We start from the raw sequence: 21,081 nt of genomic DNA on the forward strand, positions 1-21,081 counted from the left end.
GTTCTCTTCAGTCTGCGGAGGCAGACATCGTTTGTGTAGACGCGGTTTTAACCGCCGTCTGCTAACAAAACCTGCGACTCGACTTCGCTCGCCGAATACCAAAGGCGATTAAATTTGGGTTGTTCTCTTCAGTCTGCGGAGGCAGACATCGTTTGTGTAGATGCGGTTTTAACCGCCGTCTGCTAAAATTAGAACAACTTGTAAGGAGGTAATACTAATGCTGACAATCGAGCTAGATACATTACTTAAACAACAAGCACTCCAACGCCAAGATCCTGAAGAGCGCTACATCACGGATAGGGTGAACTGGGAAGAATACGATACAGTGCTAAATCGAATTGGAGATGCTGCGGGATATCGAGTTACTTATTTAGATGGGCTTTTAGAAATTATGTCACCTTCTCGTCGCCATGAAAATGGTAAAACTCGCATTGGGAATTTGCTGGAAATTTATTTTGTAGAAGCTGACATTGAATATTTCCCTTTTGGGTCTACAACTCTGCGGCAAGAGGAAAAAAGTGGCGGTACGGAACCGGATGAAGCTTACTGTATTGGCACAGATAAAGAATTTCCCGACTTGGTAATTGAAGTGATTGTTACCAGTGGCAGCATCAATAAACTAGAACTCTACAGAAGGTTGAATGTGCGAGAGGTTTGGTTCTGGCGAAATGAGAGATTTTCGATCTACCATTTGCGAGAAGAGATTCCGGTTGAGTTTGTATCAAACTGCGGTTATGAATTGATCGCAAACAGCGAATTGCTACCAGAACTTGATATCGAGATGTTGACAGAATGTGTCAAAAATCCTCACCCGCTAGCAGCAGCAAAGGCATGGAGGCGAAATTTGCGATCGAACTAAGGATCGCGAATTAAATAATTTACACATATTTGTGGGATGGGCGTCCCGCCCGTCCTTTCTGGACGGGCGGGACGCCCATCCCACAAGAACAATAAAAAATGTAAGTTATTTAATTTTCATTCCTAAACAGCAATTTTTCAATCTTATCCATGGGTGCATCTCACCTTTGAAGAGGGCGAAGCATGACCGCATATAAGTTATTAGTTATCATCCCATATTGACTACGGTCATGCTTCGCCCCTACAAACATATTTGCCAAAAGCCAGATGCACCCTGCTCGATCGCCAAGCTGTCGCAAAGACGAGCAACTGACTCGCGCGCACCCAGCAGTCCCAAGAAAAAACCCACTGCCCTTGACAAGTCATACTCGTTATGAGTACGCTATAACAAGCAAAGGAATTTAACCCAAGTACCGAAGGATTCAAAATCATGCTGACGAACCACGAAGGTCAAAGAGTACCCAAAGTCACGTTTCGCACTCGCAAGGACAACGAGTGGGTGGATGTCACCACCGATGATTTGTTTGCAGGCAAAACTGTAGCAGTGTTTTCTCTGCCGGGAGCTTTTACTCCCACTTGTTCGTCAACGCACCTCCCTGGCTACAACGAATTGGCCAAAGTTTTCAAAGCAAATGGCGTAGATGAAATCGTTTGTATTTCCGTCAACGACACTTTTGTAATGAACGAGTGGGCAAAAGACCAAGAATCAGACAATGTGACGTTAATTCCCGACGGTAACGGTGAGTTTACCGAAGGCATGGGAATGCTGGTAGATAAAACTGATTTAGGCTTTGGGAAGCGGTCTTGGCGTTATTCGATGGTAGTCAAAGATGGCTTGGTTGAAAAAATGTTTATTGAACCGGAGGAACCGGGCGACCCTTTCAAGGTTTCCGATGCCGAGACGATGCTGCACTACATCAACTCCGCAGCAGCTAAGCCGAAGGTAGTTTCGCTGTTTACAAAAATGGGCTGTCCTTTCTGCGCCAAGGCTAAGAAAATGCTGACTGAAAAGGGCTTGGATTATGAAGAAATCGTCTTGGGCCGGGATGTCACAACCCGATCGCTCCGGGCGGTGACTGGCGCTACAACCGTGCCGCAAGTGTTTATCGACGGCAAGTTGATCGGCGGTTCCGAAGCTCTAGAGTCTTATTTGGCAACTGCTTAGTTAGGGAAAAATACTTAGGCTGCGGGTTGGCAGCGCACACCTTACTCTGTTGTTGTAGGTGTACGCTGCCAACCTGCAACCGTCTTTAGGAATATATATCGCCATTCCCAGAGTTCGATCGCACCATTGATCCATTCTCGTGTAACAATTATTTGTGAAGTAATATTAAAAAAATCAGAAATGGGAGTGAACGATCGTGGATTTAAGCCTCGTAGCGTCAAATATCTTAAATCCACCAGTATTAGCATTTTTCATGGGAATGCTGGCGATTTTCCTAAAATCTGACTTAGAAATTCCTGCGCCCATCCCGAAACTGTTTTCGCTGTACCTGCTGTTTGCGATCGGATTTAAAGGCGGCGTCGAACTGTCCCGAAGCGGAATCAACCAGCAAGTCGCCCTGACAATCTTCGCAGCGATGCTGATGTCAGCGCTAGTACCAGTTTATACTTTCTTCATACTGAAGATCAAACTCGACTCCTACAATGCCGCGGCGATCGCCGCCACCTACGGTTCCATCAGCGCCGTCACCTTTATCACCGCAACTTCGTTCCTAAAAGAACTAGGAATCGACTTTGACGGTTACATGGTAGCAGCGCTAGCATTAATGGAATCCCCTGCAATTATCGTCGGTCTAATTCTGGTGAGTGTATTCGGTGGAGAGGAAGGAAAACGCGAAATAGTTTGGTCAGAAGTGCTGCAAGAAGCCTTCCTCAACAGTTCAGTTTTTCTGCTAGTCGGCAGCCTCATTATGGGCATTCTGACAGGAGAACACGGTTGGGAAGTTATGAGTCCATTTACTCAAGATTTGTTTTACGGGGTTCTGACTTTTTTCTTGCTAGACATGGGTCTGGTTGCTGCTAGCAGAATTAAAGATTTGCAAGAAACAGGAATTTTCCTGATCGCCTTTGCAATCCTAATTCCTATAGTTAATGCAGCAGTTGGTTTACTGATAGCAAAATTAATCGGAATGCCGCAGGGAGATAGCCTGTTATTTTCGGTATTGTGTGCGAGTGCTTCTTACATCGCAGTACCAGCAGCAATGCGGCTGACAGTTCCCGAAGCTAACCCCAGCCTTTACATTTCAACAGCCTTAGCAGTGACGTTTCCGTTTAACATCGTTGTAGGCATTCCCATGTATTTATACGCAATCAATATGTTTTGGATGTGAACTTATGGACGCAGTTAAAAGGATAGAAATTTTTGCGAACTCGGTGGAGCTCCCAAAGATTTTAGACGGTTTAGACAAAGCTGGCGTCCCTGGTTATTCGGTGATTCGCGGTGTCGCCGGCAAAACCACTAGGGGACGCAAATCGGACGATTTAGCAATGAGTATGCTGGATAATATTTATGTGCTGGCTTTCTGCGAGCCCGATAAAATATCGGCAGTTGCAGAAAATATTAGACCGGTGCTAAATAAGTTTGGTGGTGCTTGTTTTATTTCGGATGCAGTGGAATTGCTCACTACTAAGTGCGTTGGGTAGTCAGTTGACAGTTGACAGTTGACTGTTGACTGTTGACTGTTGACTGTTGACTGTAGTCAGTAGTTATTAGTAAGTAGTTACTGATTATTGGCAGATATAGTCTTTGTCAAAAAGATGAGGTACGTTGTTGGGCTTGGGCCCTATACGTCTAAGCGGTTATACAAGCCGCCAGTCATACCTCATTTTTCTGAGAATCGCTATATTCAAAAATAACAAATAACAATTGCCAACTGCCAACTACCAACTGTCATTAGAAACCCGGTTTATTTAATAAACCGGGTTTCTGAATATATAGCCTTTCTCAAAAAGATGAGGTATAACTGACAGCCCACATAACTCTTAAACTAAGAGGGCTGAAGCCCAACAACATACCTCATTTTTCTGAGAACCGCTATATAGCCTTTCTCTGAAAAGTGAGGTGCCCATTTTGCGATCGAAAGCTTGATACTATAAGGGTTGCAGCATACCTCGGCATACCTCATCTTTCTGAGAAACGCTATATAGCCATTTCACATTATCAAAATCGGCCATTGCTCCTACATAAAATCGGATTGAGCTTTTACATAAGTTTTTTTTAATTAATTTAGAGTAATTTAATCAACGATAATGTGATAAAAATCTGTGTTGATTATAGCAATTTTACAATTTTAAAATCATCAGCGATCGGTCATTAGCCAGCGGTCATTTCAGGATTAATTGCATTTCGCCGCCCGCACCAAATTCAGAATTCTTAAGATATAGAAAAGAATCAGTAGCCCAAATCCGTTAGCGTGGTAAATTCTAAGCCACAACAGGCTATCGCGCGATCGACTAGCGATATTTTCAATAGGAGTTTAAACATGGCTGCATTAAAAGTCGGCATCAACGGATTTGGTCGCATCGGACGGCTAGTCATGCGTGCCGGCATCAAAAACCCGAACATCGAATTTGTCGGTATTAACGACTTAGTTTCGCCAGAAAACCTGGCTTATCTTTTCAAATACGACTCTACCCACGGTATTTATGACGGCGAAGTTGAAGGGAAACCAGACGGGATTGTCGTTGACGGACGTTTTATTCCGTGCACTTCGATTAGAAATCCGACTGAATTGCCGTGGGGTAAAGCGGGTGCGGATTATGTTGTAGAATCTACCGGATTGTTTACGGATTTTGACGGCGGTTCAAAACATTTGACGGCGGGAGCAAAACGAGTAATACTTTCCGCACCGACTAAAGATCCAGAAAAAGTTCCAACTTTTCTAGTAGGCGTCAACCACCACAAATTTGACCCGGCCACAGATACTGTTGTTTCTAATGCTAGCTGCACTACTAATTGTCTAGCACCAATTGCCAAAGTTATTAATGATAATTTTGGTTTGGAAGAAGGTTTGATGACGACTGTTCACGCGATGACTTCTACTCAGCCAACTGTAGACGGGCCCAGCCAAAAAGATTGGCGGGGAGGACGCGGTGCGGCTCAAAATATTATTCCTTCTTCGACTGGTGCGGCGAAAGCTGTTAGTTTGGTGTTGCCGGAATTGAAAGGAAAATTGACGGGTATGGCTTTGCGGGTGCCGACTCCAGATGTGTCTGTGGTTGACCTTACTTTCAAAACGGGGAAGGAAACTAGCTATAAAGAAATTTGCGAAGCTATGAAGAAAGCTTCTCTTGGCGAACTGAAAGGTATTCTTGGATATACTGAGGATGCGGTGGTTTCGACGGATTTTCAGGGCGATGCCCGATCGAGCATTTTTGATGCAGGTGCGGGTATTGAACTGAATTCTAAGTTTTTTAAGGTCGTTTCCTGGTATGACAACGAGTGGGGTTATTCTAACCGCGTCATTGATTTGATGATCTCGATGGCCGAGAAGGACGGAATTTTGGGTAAGTAGTATTGTAGGGTGGTTCGGCGGGGCGATCGAATGCGAACACGAATAAATCGAGATTTTCCCGCGCCGAACCTACCATCTGGGTAGACCGCCATGGGTTAAATTGTTGTTATTGTCGATCGCACTCCAACTCGAATTATGTCTGAACTGCCACCGCTGAACAACGAAACTATTTGGGCTATCCTCAACGAAGAAATGGACGATGCTGCTGTCAACCAATTAGTTTGGCTGTATCTAGGCTACCGCTTTGATGCGGAGACTGGTAAGTGGAATAGCGCTGATGTTGCTAGCGAGTGGCGCGAAGATTATCCGGAACCGCCGGATTTTATTGATTCTAGGCCTGCGACGGTGAAATTGACGCGATCGACTCTTCCAGAAAACAAGCAGTTGCTGAAGGAAAAATTGGGATTTAAGGGCTATAAGATTGGGGAATTCGGGCCGAGACAGACTCGCAGGGCGACGATGGCTAATTGGTTGATGGGTTTTTTGGAGGCTGGGGCTTCATTCAGTTGACAGTTGACAGTTGACAGTTGACAGTTGACAGTTGACATGGAAGTCCGAGGATTGGAGTAATGAATCGTCTGATTTTAATTTTTCCCCGATCGGGCTTGGGGCTTTAAACCAATTCTTTCTGGTAATAAATAAGAATTAAATAACTTATAATTTTAATGATTGTGGGATGGGCGTCCCGCCCGTTCTTTATAGACGGGCGGCACGCCCATCCCACAAGCTTGTGTAAATTATTTAATTCGCGATCCTAAGAAAGTATCGAATATTAGGGATTGAAACATTGATCAAAGTCTTGCTCAGTTTCTATTTTTATCTGCCGTTAATTAACAAAAATTAAAGATTTTTAGCGTCAGAATAAAGTAAAACTCTATCGCCCACACCAACATTAATCACCCGCAACCCTGACATCCGGCGGTTCCGTGCACTATTCTAGAGTCGGAACAAAACCATTGTGAGGAAAACTTTATGAAAACAACCACCATGTCTCGCTTAACCAGCATTTCCCTAGCTACCCTCATGCTAGTCGGCGTTTCAGTAAATGCGATCGCCACACCAGCCAACATCAAACCCGCAACCCAACTAGCCCAAGCTACCGCCAAAAAGCGCCTCGTCGTCATGGACTTCGACTACGGCACCACCAACAGCTATTACAGTTCCTACAGAGGAGTCGGCGCAGCCAAAGGCATCAGCGAACTGCTAATCAACGAACTCGTTAACAATGGCACTTACACAGTAGTCGATCGCAGCAAACTCGAACAAGTCCTCAAACAAGAAAATCGCAGCGGTTCAATGGATGCCGGCACCGCAGCCGAAATTGGCAAAAAACTAGGAGTTGACGCCGTACTCATCGGCACCATTACCAAATTTAATATCGACAAACAATCCGGCGGCGGCAGTTTCATGGGTATCGGTGGCGGTTCCCAAAAAACCAAAGCTACCGTGCAAATAGACGTGCGATTAATAGGAACAGCTTCCGGAGATATTCTTGCCACCGCCAAAGCAGTAGGAGAAGCAGATCAAAGCGATTCCAATTTTTCTGTCAGAGGCGTTGGCGGCAATTCCGGGAGTAGCAATGAAGATGGACTTTTGAGCGCAGCAGTTGACAAAGCCGTAGCCCAAATGGTAACTAAACTTGCAGAAGTCTCTAAGAAATTAGGATAAGAAGTTTAAAAGTATTTTAGATTTTAGATTTGGCATAATTAAATCTAAAATCTAAAATCTAAAATTATTTCATATCATGTCGGTTCAATTGCCTGTTAGAAAGTTTTTTCGCTCGCTGGGGGCGCTTTATAGATATTGTGGATATCAATGAAAGATTGTTAGTGAAATCGGCTCGATCCATGTAATATTTATTGGTAACTTCATCAAATCTGCTCAACACATAGCTTTTCTCACTCTCCATGAAGTATGACAATTTTTGTGACTGGTTGATAGTACGAAGAGCGTCTTTATCTCCAGAAAACTGACAAAGCTAACAGGCACAAGGAATTACGAATTACCAATTACTATTTAGCATTACCGTCGAACACCTCATCTTTTAGAAAAAGATTACCAAGAAGAATGGGTTTAAAGCCTCCTCCTTTTAGGTGGGAAATAAAACAAAATTATTCACTATTTCAATCCTCTTCCTTTTATGGAGAGGTAGCCCTCAAGCTGTCAACTGTCAACTGTCAACTGTCAACTGTCAACTGAAACTCCAGCCTTAACAGTTTAATTAGTTTTGGGATTTGAGTCAGAAGCAACAGCGCATTTCCCCTGTTGATTCGGGTTGGGACTCGGATTAGTTGCTATCTGAGAAACAGCATCTTGTTCTTGAATCCATCCGATTTCCCCCGCTTGCAATTTGGCGCTTTCTACTCCCACTGTTGGTTTAACCGTGGGAGATGGCGAGGAACTTGCTACCGCCGGAGATGGCGAGGAACTTGCTACCGCCGGAGATGGCGAGGAACTTGCTACCGCCGGAGATGGACTGACTGCTGGTGTTGAAACATTAGAAAAATCCTTATTTAACTTGGGCTTGGGAGAGTTCGATCGCCCTATTTCAGGAATAGAACAAACTTTCAATTCCAGCCAGTTGCCTTGAGGCGTAAGCTGTTTGTTTGTTACCTGCAAAATGCTGCCCGCGGGGACTGTTCCCTTAATGGGCGAGTCACCGATGGCGACTCGCAAATTCAAGCGATCGCCCAATGGATCCAATTCCCCAGTCGCAGAACTTTTAATCTCTATAAACGTGCCTTTTTCTAAAGACTTGCTCGCAGTAGGTGCAGATTCAACTATTTTCCCCGACCCGTTTATAGGATTAGTTAAACGGCGTTTACCGAAAAGCGACTCCCCGGCAGTATCGATCGCCCGACCCACCGGAGGAATGAAAAAATAAGCAAATACACCCCCCAAACCCAACAAAAATACTATTTTTACCAGCAGCGTAAATATACTTTTGCCTTTGTCGGGCGATCGTACTAACTGCGTTTTCACTTCAGAATTCGTATCGCTAAGGCTGGGGCTTTCCGTCAAATCGGTTGGCATATCCTCGCTGTCAGCAATTAGTTCCATCGGCACTTCTAAAGGTGCGACAGACAATTCTGTCAAAGTATTGCTTTCTTCCCTCAAATGTGCTTGACAGTGAATCAAAGCTACAGTGACATTATCGTGACCGTTTCTAGTATTAGCAATCTCGATCAGTCGATCGCGCGCCTTCGCCACAGTAATGCTACCGTCGAGAATCGGCAAAATCTCCTCTTCCCAACATTGCTCAACCCGGTCTTTATCGCTCAAACCGTCGGAGCACAGCAGCAAAACGCAATCCTCATCCACCGGAAAACGTTGCACCGTCGGGTGCAGAGTGTTGGAAGAAGTAATGCCCAAAGCTTGAATCAGAGCTCCGGCGGCCACTTGTTCCAAAGCATCCCGGTAGAGGGAGTAGCCCAAACGCACCTCGCGGCAAGCCACATCGTCATCGAGAGTAACTTGATAGCAGCCGGTGCGGGTAATCCAGTAAGCCCGACTGTCTCCCACGTGGGCGACATAGAGCTCGTGAATGTGCGCTAAAGCCATCACCAGGGTAGTACCCATGCGCTGGCGGCCTTGGCGGTGTTCCGTGTCGTTGCGACCCGCTATTTTGTCGTTAGCAGCACAAGCTGCCCGTTCCAGCTTGGAAGTCAGGCTCAGCGGGTCCCAATTAGCTTGATGCAGGGGCATTTGCAGCAACTTGTCCCGCAGCACAGTAATCGCCAATTCCGAAGCGACTTCGCCGCCGTCTTGTCCGCCGATACCGTCACAGACGATCGCACAAGCTTCCGATCCCGGAATTCCGGCAAACACCGTACCATCGGGCGGATAGCAAGCATCTTCGTTGTGAGCCCGCGCTCTACCGACATCCGTGCCCGTGGCAATTTCCACAGTCCGATCGTAAAATCGGCCGCATTTTGCCAAAGCTTTATCCAATTGGCCCATCAGTTGTTCGCCGTGGCGCACTTGACCGGCCACCATTTGCTGGCAAAGCTGTCGCAAAAAATTGGCGATTGCGGGGTGAGCATCATCGATCCACTGCTGCCACAATTTGCCCAATTGCGACAAACTAGGCGGTTTGGGATCGGGCTGCAATTCCAAAAACCGAACTAATTGCCCTTCCACCCGTAGCAGTTCCGGAGTCAGCAGCGTCGCAGCCACGCCCTGAGCGATAAACGGCTGCCAAACTTTGGCAATTTGCCACAGCCAATTGAGCTGTCGCATGGCGGCTGCCCCTTTCCAGGTGTCCGCCAATTCCGGCATTAATGATTCCGTCACCTTTAAAATAGGTGCGTTTTCCAGCAGCCAGATATCTCCCGAGAGCTTGCTGAGCCGGGACGATACCAGTCCGTATACTTGAGGTACGTGCAACTGATAGGCAAACAGTCTCAGATAAGGAGCGATCGAACTCGGAATCTCTTCGGGCATTTCCGGCAACTGTTCCGGTTGAGTATCGACAAGAAGTCGATCGCGCTTGAGCAAATAGCGACCCGCGATCAGATCGCCCGGCTTACAAGCTTTGATCCCTTCACCTACAGCCCACAAATAGTGTTTTGGCACAGAGTTTTGCATAAGGGTTCCTGACGCCTTTGGGCCCAGTGCTGATCTGAACTATTCTAGCGCTTGAACCTCGATGGGTTGATACGTGGCGATTATTTTACACCCCCGCTTTCTCAGCACGCGGGGACTCTTAAGACTTTACAGTGCTAATCTCCTGATTTTTCAGGTTCCTAGGCTCACCAAGCTAGCACTTTTCGGTGCTCTGTGATTTCTCCAGATAATGTTTTAGGCGTGACTTTCCCCCAGTCCAGCAGTTAGTTTTAATGTCTTGTACTGACAAAAACAGTCTACCATTTTGTGGGCGCTCGGATAAATCTGGCGATCGGCTTTCATAGCTTGACTCAGGCGCGACGGAACCGAAGTCAGGAAGCTGAAGGGCGCGATGTTTTTAGCATATTCCCGATCGTGCCAATGGACGAAGCAATCGCGACTTTGAGCGGGAATAGAGACTTTGAACTGACTGTAATGCTAGGATGCAGGTACGTAGAAGTCCCCTGAGCCAGCAGGTATAAATAAGTATCAATTCTCACTTTTGTCGCGAAGGGCGATCGGTGCCTAGTGCCTGAGTTTCGCCTGTCTAGTTAAATTTAACGTTACCCGCATACCGATGCCAGCCCCCGACAGGAGTCGCAAGCAGCACAAAAAATTAGATATTAGTTCAAGCCCCCAGATTCATCTGTGGTATCAATCTAAAATCTAAAATCTCAAATTTAAAATCGATCGGCCTCTGCAAGCTGTTGAGTTACTAACCATGCCCGTACAAGAGTCCAGTACCATTCCCGAGAATTTGCCCGATCCGAAGCTGCTCCCGACCGTCGAGGTAGACGAAATGCTGACTAAGATTAAGCATTCTCACGGTTTTTATTACCAAGTGATGAATCTTGAGGTATGGGCGCTGGTGGAAACCTTGGATGGGCTATTTCCGGGCGCTTGGGGTCAGTTTATGACCAACCGCCAAGTTGCGGTAAAACAGTTTTTGCAGCGCGATCCCAATTGTGCGGTAACTCCCAAGAATAGCGGGAAAGACGCAGAAACGGTGGGGAGTGAGGAAGATTGATCTATTGACAACTCCCCTGCCTTGCAGCTTGGGGATTCTTGGTTCATCAGGATAGCTCATGCTACTTGCCCTCCCCAAAATTCACTGCGATGTGTCCCACCGCTGTATATCCACGTTGCAAAACCACTTGCGCGGCTGCTACATCTCGATTCGTTTCAAACCCACACTCAGGGCATTTGTGCATCCGTTCAGACAGTTCCTTCTTGCCTGTGTGCGTCTGGCATCTAGGACAAGTTTGACTTGTTCCATTAGGATTGACCTTAGCAAAGTATGCACCCCTCTTGAAACAAACATGATTCAAGAGGTTGAGGAACTGTCCAAACCCTGCATCCAGAGTGTGCTTGCGGAGCATTCCGGCTGACATCGCTTTGAGATTCAAGTCCTCAGCAAACACAGTCTGCGCTTGGTCGCATAGATGATGAGCGGTTTTGAAATGAAAGTCCTTGCGGCTATTCGAGATGTATTCGTGATGATTAGCAATTTGATGTTGGAGTTGACGAAATTTTCTAGAACCCTTTTTCTTGCGCGACCGTTGACGTTGCAGCAATTTCAGCTTGCGTTGTCCATCCACAAAGAATCGAGGTCTATCAATCAACTCACCATCAGACGTTGCTAGAAAATGTTCCAACCCCAAATCAATGCCTAGTCCGTGACCTGATGGTGAAACTTGAGGGACTTCGACATCGCACTGCAACGTGAGCATCGCATAGTAGCCAGATGCGCGTTTCACAACACGAATTTGCTTGACCTCAAAGCCATCAGGAATGGGACGCGACAAGTGCATTTTGACCAAACCAATCTTAGGAAGATTGACCCAATCCTCACCATCGAATCGTTTCACGGATTCTAAATTCAGTTGCGGAAAGACAAACGATCTCATCCTTTTTTTGAATCTAGGGAAACCGTGACCCCGTTCCCACATTGCGACAAACGCTGCTTCGAGTTGACGCAACACTTGCTGCAAGACATGGGTATGAGGCAGCTTCAATTCAGGGATTGATTTCTTTGCCTCGAAGAGTGTTTTGCACTGACGAGCAAAAGTGGGTCGGGGTGCATCATTCGTGATGATGTACTCCTGCTTGATGCTGCATGAATCAACATCGCACTTACGGGAGTTAACCCAATCTTTTCGCTCACGCAATGCAAAGTTGTAGACCTTGCGGCAAATATCAAGCCACTGGTCGAAGGTTTCGCGCTGCGCGTCGGTCGGAATGAGTTTGTACTCGTAGGTTAAATTCAGCATAAAACCATTCTAGCCTTCCTCTGAATAAACGGATATGTATTTATTCAGAATCCTCGATGAAGCTTTTGATTCTGCTTGACTAAGACTTGAAAGCCGTCCAGGAAGGACGGGGCTTGTACCCATTTCTTCGGTCAATCGATTTTAGATTTTAGATTGAAGAATTTTAGATTGAAGCATTGACCCCACGGATAAATTCGGGGGGCAAGTTTCATCGGATACAGGTTTTTTATTTCTCCACGGATGAATCCGGGGGCTTGTATCCTGGATGATTTCGGTCAGTTGTCGGTTGTCAGTTGTCAGTTGTCAGTTGTCATTAGTCAGCAGTCATTAGTCATTAGGAAGAAGGAAGAGGGAAGATTTTTTTAATCTCCCCGTCTCCCCGTCTCCCCGTCTCCCCTTAGAGGTGAATTTTGGCATCAACTTGAGGAAGTCCCATGCTGTAGTTGACAGCGCGGCTGTTGAGGTTGTAGCTGATTTGGCCTTTTTGTAAGAACGATCGCACCAAGTGTTCCAATTCCGAACCGATGCGGCGGAGGTTGTATTCCGTCAAGTCTTCGCCCTCGTATGAGTCTACGAGTTGGTCAAATTTGGCATATACCTGTTTGACTGACTCGTCGTTCCAGTTGAGTTCGTTATCTGGGTCAATGTCGATCGTCAAAAGGTCGTTGCTGGGTACGAGTTCGTTGTCTTCGAGGATGGCGGTGTATATGCGAATATGGCGGGTGGTGGACTTGAGCTGCATGAGTTCTTATTTGTAAAGATTTTTTCCTGAACCTATTGTAATGGCTGGGAGATGCGCGGGGAACTGGGGATGAGGAGGATTGAACCGCGAAGACGTGTTAGGCGAAGCCGCGCGTAAGCACTCTTGTCGCAAAAGAAGAGAGAGGGGAAGAGGGGGAAAGGGGGGAAGGGCGATCGTATTTTCATGTTCGCAGTCAGGTTCGTAGTGAGGACTTCAGTCCTTCTATTTTTAAGGACTTCAGTCCTTACTACAAACATTTTAGTTTTGAGACTTACTTAATTCAACACTAAAAACGAAAGCATTCGCAATGTATAATAGTTGAGAATTCGCCTAGGAGGACAAGGTGGAAGGCAAGAAATTTATTCACTCCCTGCAACTGCAAAACTTCCTTTCCTATGGAAGTGAGGGGGAAACAATTGAACTGCAACCATTAAACGTGTTGATCGGTACTAACGCATCGGGCAAGTCTAACTTAATCGAAGCGATGGGAGTGTTGAAGGCAACACCTACAGACTTACCTGCTCCGATCCGTCAAGGCGGAGGCATCAGCGATTTTTTGTGGAAAGGTGAAAAAGGTATTCCTACAGCAAAAATTGAGGCTATTTTAGATTACCCAGAACGAGCGATGCCACTGCGCTATCAGATTAGTTTTACCACATCCGGTCAGAGACTTGAGGTAGTGGACGAAGCTATAGAAGATATGGAACCGCGCTATAGTTCAGAAAGCGAGCCATTTTTTTATTACCGTCATAATAATTGGGGGCGCCCAGTTATCAACGTTACAGAGGACAACGAGCAAACAAGAAAGTTGCGGACTCTGCGGCGAGAAGACATCATTCCCGATCAATCAATCTTATCTCAAAGAAAAGATCCAGAACAATATCCAGAGCTATCATATCTGGGTAATACATTTTCCCAAATAGGTTTATATCGTAACTGGCAGACAGGGAGAGATTCAGTATCGAGAAAAGCTCAACAAACTGATTTGCCGGAACATCCACTTTTAGAAGATGGTGGCAACTTAGGACTGGTTTTAAACAACTTACAGTATCAATTAGGAAGCAGGCAGATTATTGAAAAATTAAAACTATTTTACGATGCAGCCGAAGAACTGAGTATCAAGATTTATGGCGGTACTGTCCAGATATTTATCCGCGAAACCGGATTGATTCAGCCAATTCCCGCAACCCGTTTATCAGACGGTACGCTGCGTTATTTATTCTTAATAGCTTTACTCCTAGATCCAACTCCACCGCCACTTATCTGTATTGAAGAACCGGAGATTGGCTTGCATCCCGACATTTTGCCTGCGATTGCTGAAATGCTAATCGAAGCTTCACAGCGCACGCAATTGATTGTGACAACTCATTCCGATGCTTTAGTGTCGGCGCTGAGTCCTGAGTCTGTGTTAATATGCGATCGAGATGATAGAGGAAGTCACCTAAATCGTCTCGATGGCGATCGACTAAAAAAATGGCTTGAGAATTACAGTTTGGGAGACCTCTGGCGGATGGGAGAAATCGGGGGAAACCGATGGTAAAGGAGGTTCGCATTTACATCGAAGGTGGCGGCGATGGCAAGAATACAAAGCAATTGCTCCGACAAGGATTTAGCAGTTTTTTCAAAGAACTGGTGCAGGTTGCCCAAAGCAAGAAAATCAAGTGGCAGATCATTCTCTGCGGTTCTAGGAATCATGCTTTCAGGAATTTTAAGAATGCTTTGGAAGATCACCCAAATGCCTTTGTCATCCTTTTAGTTGACTCAGAAGCACCTGTAAAGCAGTCGCCTTGGGAGCATTTGAAGTCGAGGGATAATTGGGATTCGCCTGGGGTGGATGACACTTATTGCTATCTGATGGTTCAAGCGATGGAAGCTTGGTTAATTGCTGATATTGATACTTTGAAAAGATTTTACGGGCAGGGATTTAAAGAAAATGCGATTCCTAAAAATAGGAATGTAGAGATGATTGAAAAGGATTTGTTAGAACCAAGTATGAAAGCAGCTACCCGCGACACAAAATCGAAAGGCGAATATCAAAAGATACAGCACGCTTCCAAGCTGTTAGAACTGTTGGATGCTGACAAAGTTCGCAAGGCTTCTTCAGAGTGCGATCGTATTTTTAGAATTCTCACCGAACTAATGGAACAAGGCAACTAGAACGACTTGCGCGCCAGGGCCCAGAAACCGGGTTTTTTCGAGATATTTCGTTTCAGCCCGCAGATTCGGCAAAAAACCCGGTTTCTCAGAGTCGCAGTGCTTAAATCCAGTACAGGGGCCAGAAACCGGGTTTTTTCGCGAAAATATGGGTTTGGGGCGACAGATTCGGCAAAAAACCCGGTTTCTTTAGTCGCAATGCGTCACTCCAGAAATATAAGGATTGAAGTTTTTATTACACACATTAATTTATTTGCGAGTTCTCTTGTAAGTTCTGCCGTCTGGCATAATTGCGCCCGTTAGTTTTGCACCTTCCATCTTTGCTCCTGTTAAGTTTGCTCCCGCCAAATTAGCCTCCTTCAGATTAGCTTTCTCTAGGTTTGCCATTGTCAAGTTTGCCCCGCGCAAGTCTGCTGAAGTTAGATCGGCTTCACTCAAATTGACACCGCTCAAGCTAGTTCCACATAGATTGAACCACCTTAAGTTTTGCCCGCTCAAGTTGATGCTATCTAGGGTTAATCCGACCAAACTTACCCCAATAAGATTAACACCTCTCAGGTCAAGACCTCTGAGGTTAGCTCTCTTCAAGTTAGCTCCAACAAAGCTTACACCTGTGAGGTTAGCGACCTTCAAGTTAACGTTCGTAAGGTCTACTCCCATAAAACTTACACCTGTCAATTCAACGCCTGTCAGATTAGTAGCACTTAGGCTTGCGTTGTTTAGATTTGATTTGCTTAAATCTGCTCCTGCCAAATTAGCACTATTTAGATTGGCAGAAGTTAGGTTAGCACTATTTAGATTGGTAGCAGTTAGGTTAGCAGCCGCAAAATTTGCCCCTGTTAAGTTTGCTCCACTGAGATTTGCCCCTGTGAGGTTTGCTCCTGTGAAGTTTGCATCGCTTAATATTGCTTGACGGAGATTTGCTTGAATCAGTTTTGCATACTCCAATTTTGCCTTAGTTAGATTCGCACTGCTTAACTTTGCCTCTATCAAATCAGCTTGTTGCAGATTGGTTGAGCTTAAGTTTGACTCTTGCAGGTTAGCTCCAATCAAGTTTGCCTTGACTAGGTTGGCATTACTCAGGTTGGCATTACTCAGGTTTGCTTGACTGAAACTAATGGGAGATTCCAGAATTTTTCCGCTCAAATCCACTCCTGCTAAGTTAACGCCTGTAAAATCTCGTTCTCCGTCTCTACACCGCCGCCAAAATTCCTCAGCAGTCAGTGCCGGTTCCTGACTTTCTTGAACTGAACTATCTACATCCCCATCTACTTCTAAATTATCAGCATTCACAGGATTAGCAACAGACTCTCCCGCCGCCTCTTCTCGCAATTGCTTGTCCACCCGATCGCAAAAACGCCTCAAAACCTCAGCATCATCAACCTTCCCACCAGCATTCGCGCCCTTCTCAACTGCTTTCTCAACATGATACTTGTCCACAAAACTTTGCAATCCAGCATTATATCCTTGTCCTACAGCCTGAAATCTCCATTCACCATTCTTTCTGTACAAACGTCCAAACTCTAAAGCCGTTTCTTGCAAAAAAACCTCTTTTAAATTATACCGAACCAGTTCGCTACCAGTCTTGAGATTGTAAAGCCGGATAAACGAATTTCTGACTTGACTAAAATTTTGATTCTTTGCCTGTCCCTCGTGAATGGTAACAACAAACACAATTTCCTCAACAGCAGCATCGATCAGACTCAAATCCACATAAACCGTCTCGTCATCTCCCTCGATTTGTCCAGTCGCACTGTCTCCCGAATGTCGCACTGCACCGTCTGGGGATGTCAAATTGTTGTAAAATACAAAATATTTTTCGTCGGGAATTCGACCGTCAGCGCCTAACATGAAAACAGATGCGTCAATGTCGTAATTTTGTGCTGTCTGGCTGACTTGCCACCCCAGGGCGATCGCAACTTTATTGAAATCAGGAGCTTCCTTAGAAAGATTAAATCTGTCACCCTTCGTTAATTCGATAGTCATCTTCAATAATTACCTGATATTTGAAATTAGCGCTTTAAATATTTTAAGCTATTAGTTAGAGAGGATACAACAATATTGTGTCCCTACCCAGCCTACAATACAGATTATTTATGTTAAACCGGAAACAAATTGCATTTTATCTAGAAGATATTGAAACGCCCACAGGGAGAACCGTTAGTTTAATTATTACCGGACTAATTCTCCTCTCTTCCGCCAGCTTTATCGCTGAAACTTATCCGATTTCCCAATCCGTTAGAATCAAATTACAAACTCTCGACACCGCCCTTTTAGTTGTTTTTGCTGTCGAGTATTTACTGCGACTTTGGTGCGCTGACTATAAAATTAAGTTTATTTTTAGTTTTTTCTCTATCGTCGATTTGCTGGTGATTTTACCATTCTTTTTTGGATTTGTCAATGTCAGTTTTATTCGGATTTTTCGCTGGTTTAGAATTCTTAGACTCATCCGCTTTCTGGAATTGAAAAATTCTGTTTTTCGCATCAGCAGCGAAGATGGAGTGATTTTTTCCAGAATTCTGTTTACTTTGCTGGCGATAATTTTTGTTTATTCTGGTTTGATTTATCAAGTTGAACATCCCGAAAATCCTGAAGGTTTTGGGACTTTTTTGGACGCTGTTTATTTCTCGGTTGTGACGATGACGACTGTGGGATTCGGTGATGTTACTCCGATTTCGGAATCTGGTCGTTTTCTGACTATTTTGATGATTGTGACGGGGATTGCTCTGATTCCTTGGCAATTGGGGGATTTGATCAAGCAGTTAGTTAAAAGTGCTAATCAGGTAGAAACTGTTTGTACGGGTTGCGGTTGGTCTGTACATGATGCTAATGCTAAATTCTGTAAAATATGCGGCACTCAGTTAGATAATGGTAAGAGGTAATTGCGAATGGGGCATTGGGCATTGGGCATTGGGCATTGGGCATTGGGCATTGGGCATTGGGCATTGGGCATTGGGCATTGGGCATTGGTTATTAGAACCAACCAATAACTAATAACTCATAACCAATAACCAATAACCAATAACTAATAACTAATAACCAATAACTACTGACTAATGACTTCTTTAAGCTAGCGGTAACAAGATTTCAAATTCGGTACCGATGCCTAATTGCGATCGCATTCTGAAGGCGCCGCCGTGTTTGCCGGTCACTATTTGATAGCTAACGGCTAAGCTAGTTTCTTTGAGGGCACGTTTTTCGGTAGAGAATGATTCTAAGATTTTATTGTACTTGTTAGTTGACATTCCTGGGCCGTTATCTGCTATGCGAATCGAAACCCAGCGAACGTGTAGTTTATCCAAATCACTCGCAGGTTCGGGACAGCAGACTTGAGTTGTGATTTCAATTTGAGGCTGGCGCTCGAAGTCTTTTATTACTCCACCTTTGAACTCTTTCGCCAATTCTTGACCGACTGCTTCGTTAATTAATGTATTAATAGAATTGGTCAAGATATTCATAAATACTTGGTTTAGCTGTCCTGCATAGCACTGAACTGGCGGCAGGTATCCGTAGTTTTTGACTACTCTGATTTCCCTGGTCAAACGACTTTTGAGCAGCAAAAGTATGCTATCTATGTTGGCGTGCAAGTCGGCTGGTTTGGGATAAACATCGTCGATGTGGCAAAAGTTTTGCAAACTGCTTGCTAATTTCCTCAAACGTTCGGCTCCGGCTTTGATGCTGGTAACTGTTCGGAGAAAATCGTTTTGCAAAAAGTCATAGTCTATATCTTCTTTTAGCTGTGCTATTTCTGGCGGGGGATTGGTACAGTGCGCGTCGTAAACTGAGAGCAACTGCATTAAGTTTTTGCTGTATTCGCTGATGTAGGTTAAATTGCCCCAAATGAAGCCTACCGGATCTAAAATTTCGTGGGCTACTCCGGTGACTAAACGACCTAAGCTGGCCATTTTTTCGCTTTGAATCATTTGAGTTTGGGCTCTTTCGTAGCGGACTTGAGTTTCTATGCCGCGAATTTGCCAGTAGGCGATGTTTAGTGCGTGAGGATCTAAGAGTCGGTAAGATTGGGAGTCGATTTGGACTACGATTGGTTCTGACTGCAATTCGGGCGATCGACGCAGAGCTTGTTGAGCCGCTGCCAAAATGGTTGTACTCTCTGCAAGCAATAATATTTCGACGCGAGCGTAACTGTAGAGAACCTTCAGCGGTAAGTGCAAAAATAGCTCGGGGCCTTGGGGTTTGAGCAAATATTCCAGCAGTTGTCTGCGGGATATCATCCCGACCAATTTTCCTGCTTCTATCAATACGGCTCCCGGGATTGGGCGATTCTGTTCAAAGATTTCGGCAACTACTACGGCCAAGCAGCTCGATTTAACCTGAAATTGATACAGGGGCAAATCTTGGAGGGTAGACTCTAGGGAAAGATCTTGATGGCTGCCTTCGGAGAGTGAAGGGCCGAGGAGTTTGGGACTTAATGTATTTGCCACTGAAACTTTTAGTTGCCGAAACACGCTCTTAAAGCAAAATGAGGACTTAACTACTAAGCTAGCCGATCGCGCTTAACTTGGATGGCCGAACCTGAAGGCTGTTCTTGAGTTAATCATGTTTTGCCAACGATCGGCAGGAGTATTTCAAATTCGGTGTGCTGGCCGGGCTGCGATCGCAATTTGAGTTTGCCGCCGTGCTTTTCTGTGATGATTTGATGGCTGATTGCCAGCCCCATACCGCTGCCTTTGCCTGCTGGTTTAGTGGTAAAAAATGTGTCAAATATGTGCTGCTGATTTTCTGGGGTAACGCCGGGCCCGTTATCGGCGATCCCAATGGCGGCCCACTTGCCCTCTGCGGTTTCTACCACTTTAGTCGTAATTTGGATTTGGGGCTGCCAGTTATCCGCGCACTCTGTATCTAGTTCGCGATCGGCTGCATACTCTGTCACGGCGTCTAGAGCGTTAACTAACAAATTCAAAAACACCTGACTCAATTGACCCGAGTAACCGTTAACTAGCGGCAGTTCGCCGTATTTTCTTACCACTTCTATGCCATTTTTAAAGCGATTTTTCAGAATTAACATTGTAATCTCCACGCATTCGTGAATGTCTATTTCTACTGGCTTTGTCTCATCCATGTGAGAGAAGTGGTGCAAACCGTTGACTATTTTTAGTAATTGTGAGGCTCCCCACTTCATGCCTTCTAAGGTGACTGGCAAATCTTCTTGTAAAAAATCAAATTCTATTTCTTCTTTGAGGGCATCAATTCGGGGACACGGTTCCGGATATTCTGCTTCATAAACCGAGATTAGCTGAAGCAAGTTTTCAAAATAGGACAGCAGAAAAGTAAAATTTCCCCAAATACAGTTGAGCGGATTTCTAATTTCGTGGGCTACACCTGCTACAATCCTCCCCAGACTCGCCATCTTTTCGGTTTGGATAAGTTTGGCTTGGGTTTGTTCGTGGAGCAATTTATTTGTCAATTGATGAATTATTGATTGAGCAACCATTAATTGGTGTACGTCTAACAGTCTGTAGGTCTGGGGTGCCACTTCGACTACTACAGGTTCGTAAACTAATTCTACTGATCTGTAAAGCGATTCCTGGGCGGCTTCTACTATTAATTTACTGCTGGGAAGCACCAGTAGCTCTTGCCTAGAAAATCTGTACAATACCTCTATCGGTCGCTTGAAAAACATTTCTAACCCGTAGCGACGGTTAACTTTTTCAAAAAATTGACGCCTGGATATGATGCCGACAAAAGTACCCATATTGGTCAACATGACGCCTGGAAGCATGGAATTTTCTTCAAAAGCCTGGGCTACTTCTTTTGCCTGTTGAGTTAATTCTATTTGGCAGTTGTAGAGAGGCAAGTCGAGGAGAGTTGATTCTAAGGAGATGTTCCAAGTACAAATTGCAGGTATGTGTAGCACTGATAACTCCGAGCTAATCTGATGCACAGCCAACATAGATGAAACTCCTGTTAAATTTTG

18 protein-coding genes are annotated in these 21,081 nt (G+C 45.1%); 12 read left to right on the forward strand and 6 right to left on the reverse strand.

Features of this window, described 5'->3' with window-relative positions:
* The first annotated feature begins 217 nt into the window (after positions 1-217).
* The 7 genes from JGK20_RS04295 (at position 218) to JGK20_RS04325 (ending at position 7,043) form a co-directional block, all read left to right on the forward strand.
* Complete coding sequence (locus JGK20_RS04295; RefSeq protein ID WP_293175444.1) at positions 218-859, forward strand: Uma2 family endonuclease; 642 nt, start codon at positions 218-220, stop codon at positions 857-859.
* A gap of 429 nt (positions 860-1,288) precedes the next feature.
* The gene (locus JGK20_RS04300) at positions 1,289-2,023 is read left to right on the forward strand and encodes a glutathione peroxidase (protein ID WP_293175442.1); all 735 of its coding nucleotides are present in this window, start codon (positions 1,289-1,291) and stop codon (positions 2,021-2,023) included.
* A 196-nt stretch (positions 2,024-2,219) separates the two neighbouring features.
* Complete coding sequence (locus JGK20_RS04305; RefSeq protein ID WP_293153762.1) at positions 2,220-3,191, forward strand: sodium-dependent bicarbonate transport family permease; 972 nt, start codon at positions 2,220-2,222, stop codon at positions 3,189-3,191.
* A gap of 4 nt (positions 3,192-3,195) precedes the next feature.
* Positions 3,196-3,504 carry a P-II family nitrogen regulator gene (locus JGK20_RS04310; protein WP_293153759.1) on the forward strand — a complete coding sequence of 103 codons (309 nt, stop codon included), beginning with the start codon at positions 3,196-3,198 and terminating at the stop codon, positions 3,502-3,504.
* An 839-nt stretch (positions 3,505-4,343) separates the two neighbouring features.
* Positions 4,344-5,375 carry a type I glyceraldehyde-3-phosphate dehydrogenase gene (gene gap, locus JGK20_RS04315; protein ID WP_293175471.1) on the forward strand — a complete coding sequence of 344 codons (1,032 nt, stop codon included), beginning with the start codon at positions 4,344-4,346 and terminating at the stop codon, positions 5,373-5,375.
* A 135-nt stretch (positions 5,376-5,510) separates the two neighbouring features.
* Positions 5,511-5,885, forward strand: a complete 375-nt coding sequence (locus JGK20_RS04320) for a DUF1823 family protein (protein ID WP_293189498.1) — start codon at positions 5,511-5,513, stop codon at positions 5,883-5,885.
* Between the two features lie 462 nt (positions 5,886-6,347).
* Positions 6,348-7,043, forward strand: coding sequence for a CsgG/HfaB family protein (locus tag JGK20_RS04325; RefSeq protein WP_293229481.1), 696 nt, complete (start codon positions 6,348-6,350; stop codon positions 7,041-7,043).
* 549 nt (positions 7,044-7,592) lie between these two features.
* On the opposite strand, the gene JGK20_RS04330 is transcribed toward JGK20_RS04325, so the two are convergent.
* Complete coding sequence (locus tag JGK20_RS04330; RefSeq protein WP_293229484.1) at positions 7,593-9,962, reverse strand: protein phosphatase 2C domain-containing protein; 2,370 nt, start codon at positions 9,960-9,962, stop codon at positions 7,593-7,595.
* Between the two features lie 285 nt (positions 9,963-10,247).
* On the opposite strand from JGK20_RS04330, the gene JGK20_RS04335 reads away from it, so the two are divergent.
* The gene (locus JGK20_RS04335; protein ID WP_293175434.1) at positions 10,248-10,448 is read left to right on the forward strand and encodes a hypothetical protein; all 201 of its coding nucleotides are present in this window, start codon (positions 10,248-10,250) and stop codon (positions 10,446-10,448) included.
* 253 nt (positions 10,449-10,701) lie between these two features.
* The gene (locus tag JGK20_RS04340; RefSeq protein WP_293175432.1) at positions 10,702-11,007 is read left to right on the forward strand and encodes a hypothetical protein; all 306 of its coding nucleotides are present in this window, start codon (positions 10,702-10,704) and stop codon (positions 11,005-11,007) included.
* A gap of 61 nt (positions 11,008-11,068) precedes the next feature.
* Here JGK20_RS04340 and JGK20_RS04345 read toward each other — a convergent pair whose 3' ends face one another.
* Together JGK20_RS04345 and JGK20_RS04350 are read right to left on the reverse strand one after the other, a co-directional pair.
* The gene (locus JGK20_RS04345) at positions 11,069-12,250 is read right to left on the reverse strand and encodes a transposase (protein WP_293175430.1); all 1,182 of its coding nucleotides are present in this window, start codon (positions 12,248-12,250) and stop codon (positions 11,069-11,071) included.
* Positions 12,251-12,647: 397 nt separating this feature from the next.
* Positions 12,648-12,992, reverse strand: a complete 345-nt coding sequence (locus tag JGK20_RS04350; protein WP_293175428.1) for an NAD(P)H-quinone oxidoreductase subunit M — start codon at positions 12,990-12,992, stop codon at positions 12,648-12,650.
* 343 nt (positions 12,993-13,335) lie between these two features.
* On the opposite strand from JGK20_RS04350, the gene JGK20_RS04355 reads away from it, so the two are divergent.
* Together JGK20_RS04355 and JGK20_RS04360 are read left to right on the forward strand one after the other, a co-directional pair.
* Positions 13,336-14,532, forward strand: coding sequence for an AAA family ATPase (locus JGK20_RS04355; protein ID WP_293175426.1), 1,197 nt, complete (start codon positions 13,336-13,338; stop codon positions 14,530-14,532).
* The gene (locus JGK20_RS04360) at positions 14,526-15,149 is read left to right on the forward strand and encodes a DUF4276 family protein (protein WP_293175424.1); all 624 of its coding nucleotides are present in this window, start codon (positions 14,526-14,528) and stop codon (positions 15,147-15,149) included. The genes JGK20_RS04355 and JGK20_RS04360 overlap by 7 nt, the downstream gene beginning before the upstream one ends.
* A 246-nt stretch (positions 15,150-15,395) precedes the next feature.
* Here the strand turns inward: JGK20_RS04360 and JGK20_RS04365 are convergent, their stop codons facing one another.
* Positions 15,396-17,132: a pentapeptide repeat-containing protein gene (locus JGK20_RS04365; protein WP_293229487.1), complete on the reverse strand. Its 1,737-nt coding sequence runs from the start codon at positions 17,130-17,132 to the stop codon at positions 15,396-15,398.
* Between the two features lie 110 nt (positions 17,133-17,242).
* On the opposite strand from JGK20_RS04365, the gene JGK20_RS04370 reads away from it, so the two are divergent.
* On the forward strand, positions 17,243-18,028 hold the full coding sequence (locus tag JGK20_RS04370; protein ID WP_293175420.1) for an ion transporter: 786 nt from the start codon (positions 17,243-17,245) through the stop codon (positions 18,026-18,028).
* 183 nt (positions 18,029-18,211) lie between these two features.
* Here the strand turns inward: JGK20_RS04370 and JGK20_RS04375 are convergent, their stop codons facing one another.
* The gene (locus JGK20_RS04375) at positions 18,212-19,588 is read right to left on the reverse strand and encodes an ATP-binding protein (protein ID WP_293223734.1); all 1,377 of its coding nucleotides are present in this window, start codon (positions 19,586-19,588) and stop codon (positions 18,212-18,214) included.
* A 113-nt stretch (positions 19,589-19,701) separates the two neighbouring features.
* Positions 19,702-21,057, reverse strand: coding sequence for an ATP-binding protein (locus JGK20_RS04380; RefSeq protein WP_293175416.1), 1,356 nt, complete (start codon positions 21,055-21,057; stop codon positions 19,702-19,704).
* Between the last annotated feature and the right edge of the window lie 24 nt (positions 21,058-21,081).

It is taken from the genome of Microcoleus sp. PH2017_05_CCC_O_A (assembly GCF_020738785.1).
GTDB lineage: Bacteria > Cyanobacteriota > Cyanobacteriia > Cyanobacteriales > Microcoleaceae > Microcoleus.

What these genes read in the sequence shown, in the direction of transcription:
- JGK20_RS04295 (WP_293175444.1), top strand. Translation starts at nt 218, where the DNA reads ATGCTGACAATCGAGCTAGATACATTACTTAAACAACAAGCACTCCAA.
- JGK20_RS04300 (WP_293175442.1), top strand. Translation starts at nt 1,289, where the DNA reads ATGCTGACGAACCACGAAGGTCAAAGAGTACCCAAAGTCACGTTTCGC.
- JGK20_RS04310 (WP_293153759.1), top strand. Translation starts at nt 3,196, where the DNA reads ATGGACGCAGTTAAAAGGATAGAAATTTTTGCGAACTCGGTGGAGCTC.
- gap (WP_293175471.1), top strand. Translation starts at nt 4,344, where the DNA reads ATGGCTGCATTAAAAGTCGGCATCAACGGATTTGGTCGCATCGGACGG.
- JGK20_RS04320 (WP_293189498.1), top strand. Translation starts at nt 5,511, where the DNA reads ATGTCTGAACTGCCACCGCTGAACAACGAAACTATTTGGGCTATCCTC.
- JGK20_RS04325 (WP_293229481.1), top strand. Translation starts at nt 6,348, where the DNA reads ATGAAAACAACCACCATGTCTCGCTTAACCAGCATTTCCCTAGCTACC.
- JGK20_RS04330 (WP_293229484.1), bottom strand. Translation starts at nt 9,962, where the DNA reads ATGCAAAACTCTGTGCCAAAACACTATTTGTGGGCTGTAGGTGAAGGG.
- JGK20_RS04340 (WP_293175432.1), top strand. Translation starts at nt 10,702, where the DNA reads ATGCCCGTACAAGAGTCCAGTACCATTCCCGAGAATTTGCCCGATCCG.
- JGK20_RS04345 (WP_293175430.1), bottom strand. Translation starts at nt 12,250, where the DNA reads ATGCTGAATTTAACCTACGAGTACAAACTCATTCCGACCGACGCGCAG.
- JGK20_RS04350 (WP_293175428.1), bottom strand. Translation starts at nt 12,992, where the DNA reads ATGCAGCTCAAGTCCACCACCCGCCATATTCGCATATACACCGCCATC.
- JGK20_RS04360 (WP_293175424.1), top strand. Translation starts at nt 14,526, where the DNA reads ATGGTAAAGGAGGTTCGCATTTACATCGAAGGTGGCGGCGATGGCAAG.
- JGK20_RS04365 (WP_293229487.1), bottom strand. Translation starts at nt 17,132, where the DNA reads ATGACTATCGAATTAACGAAGGGTGACAGATTTAATCTTTCTAAGGAA.
- JGK20_RS04370 (WP_293175420.1), top strand. Translation starts at nt 17,243, where the DNA reads ATGTTAAACCGGAAACAAATTGCATTTTATCTAGAAGATATTGAAACG.
- JGK20_RS04380 (WP_293175416.1), bottom strand. Translation starts at nt 21,057, where the DNA reads ATGTTGGCTGTGCATCAGATTAGCTCGGAGTTATCAGTGCTACACATA.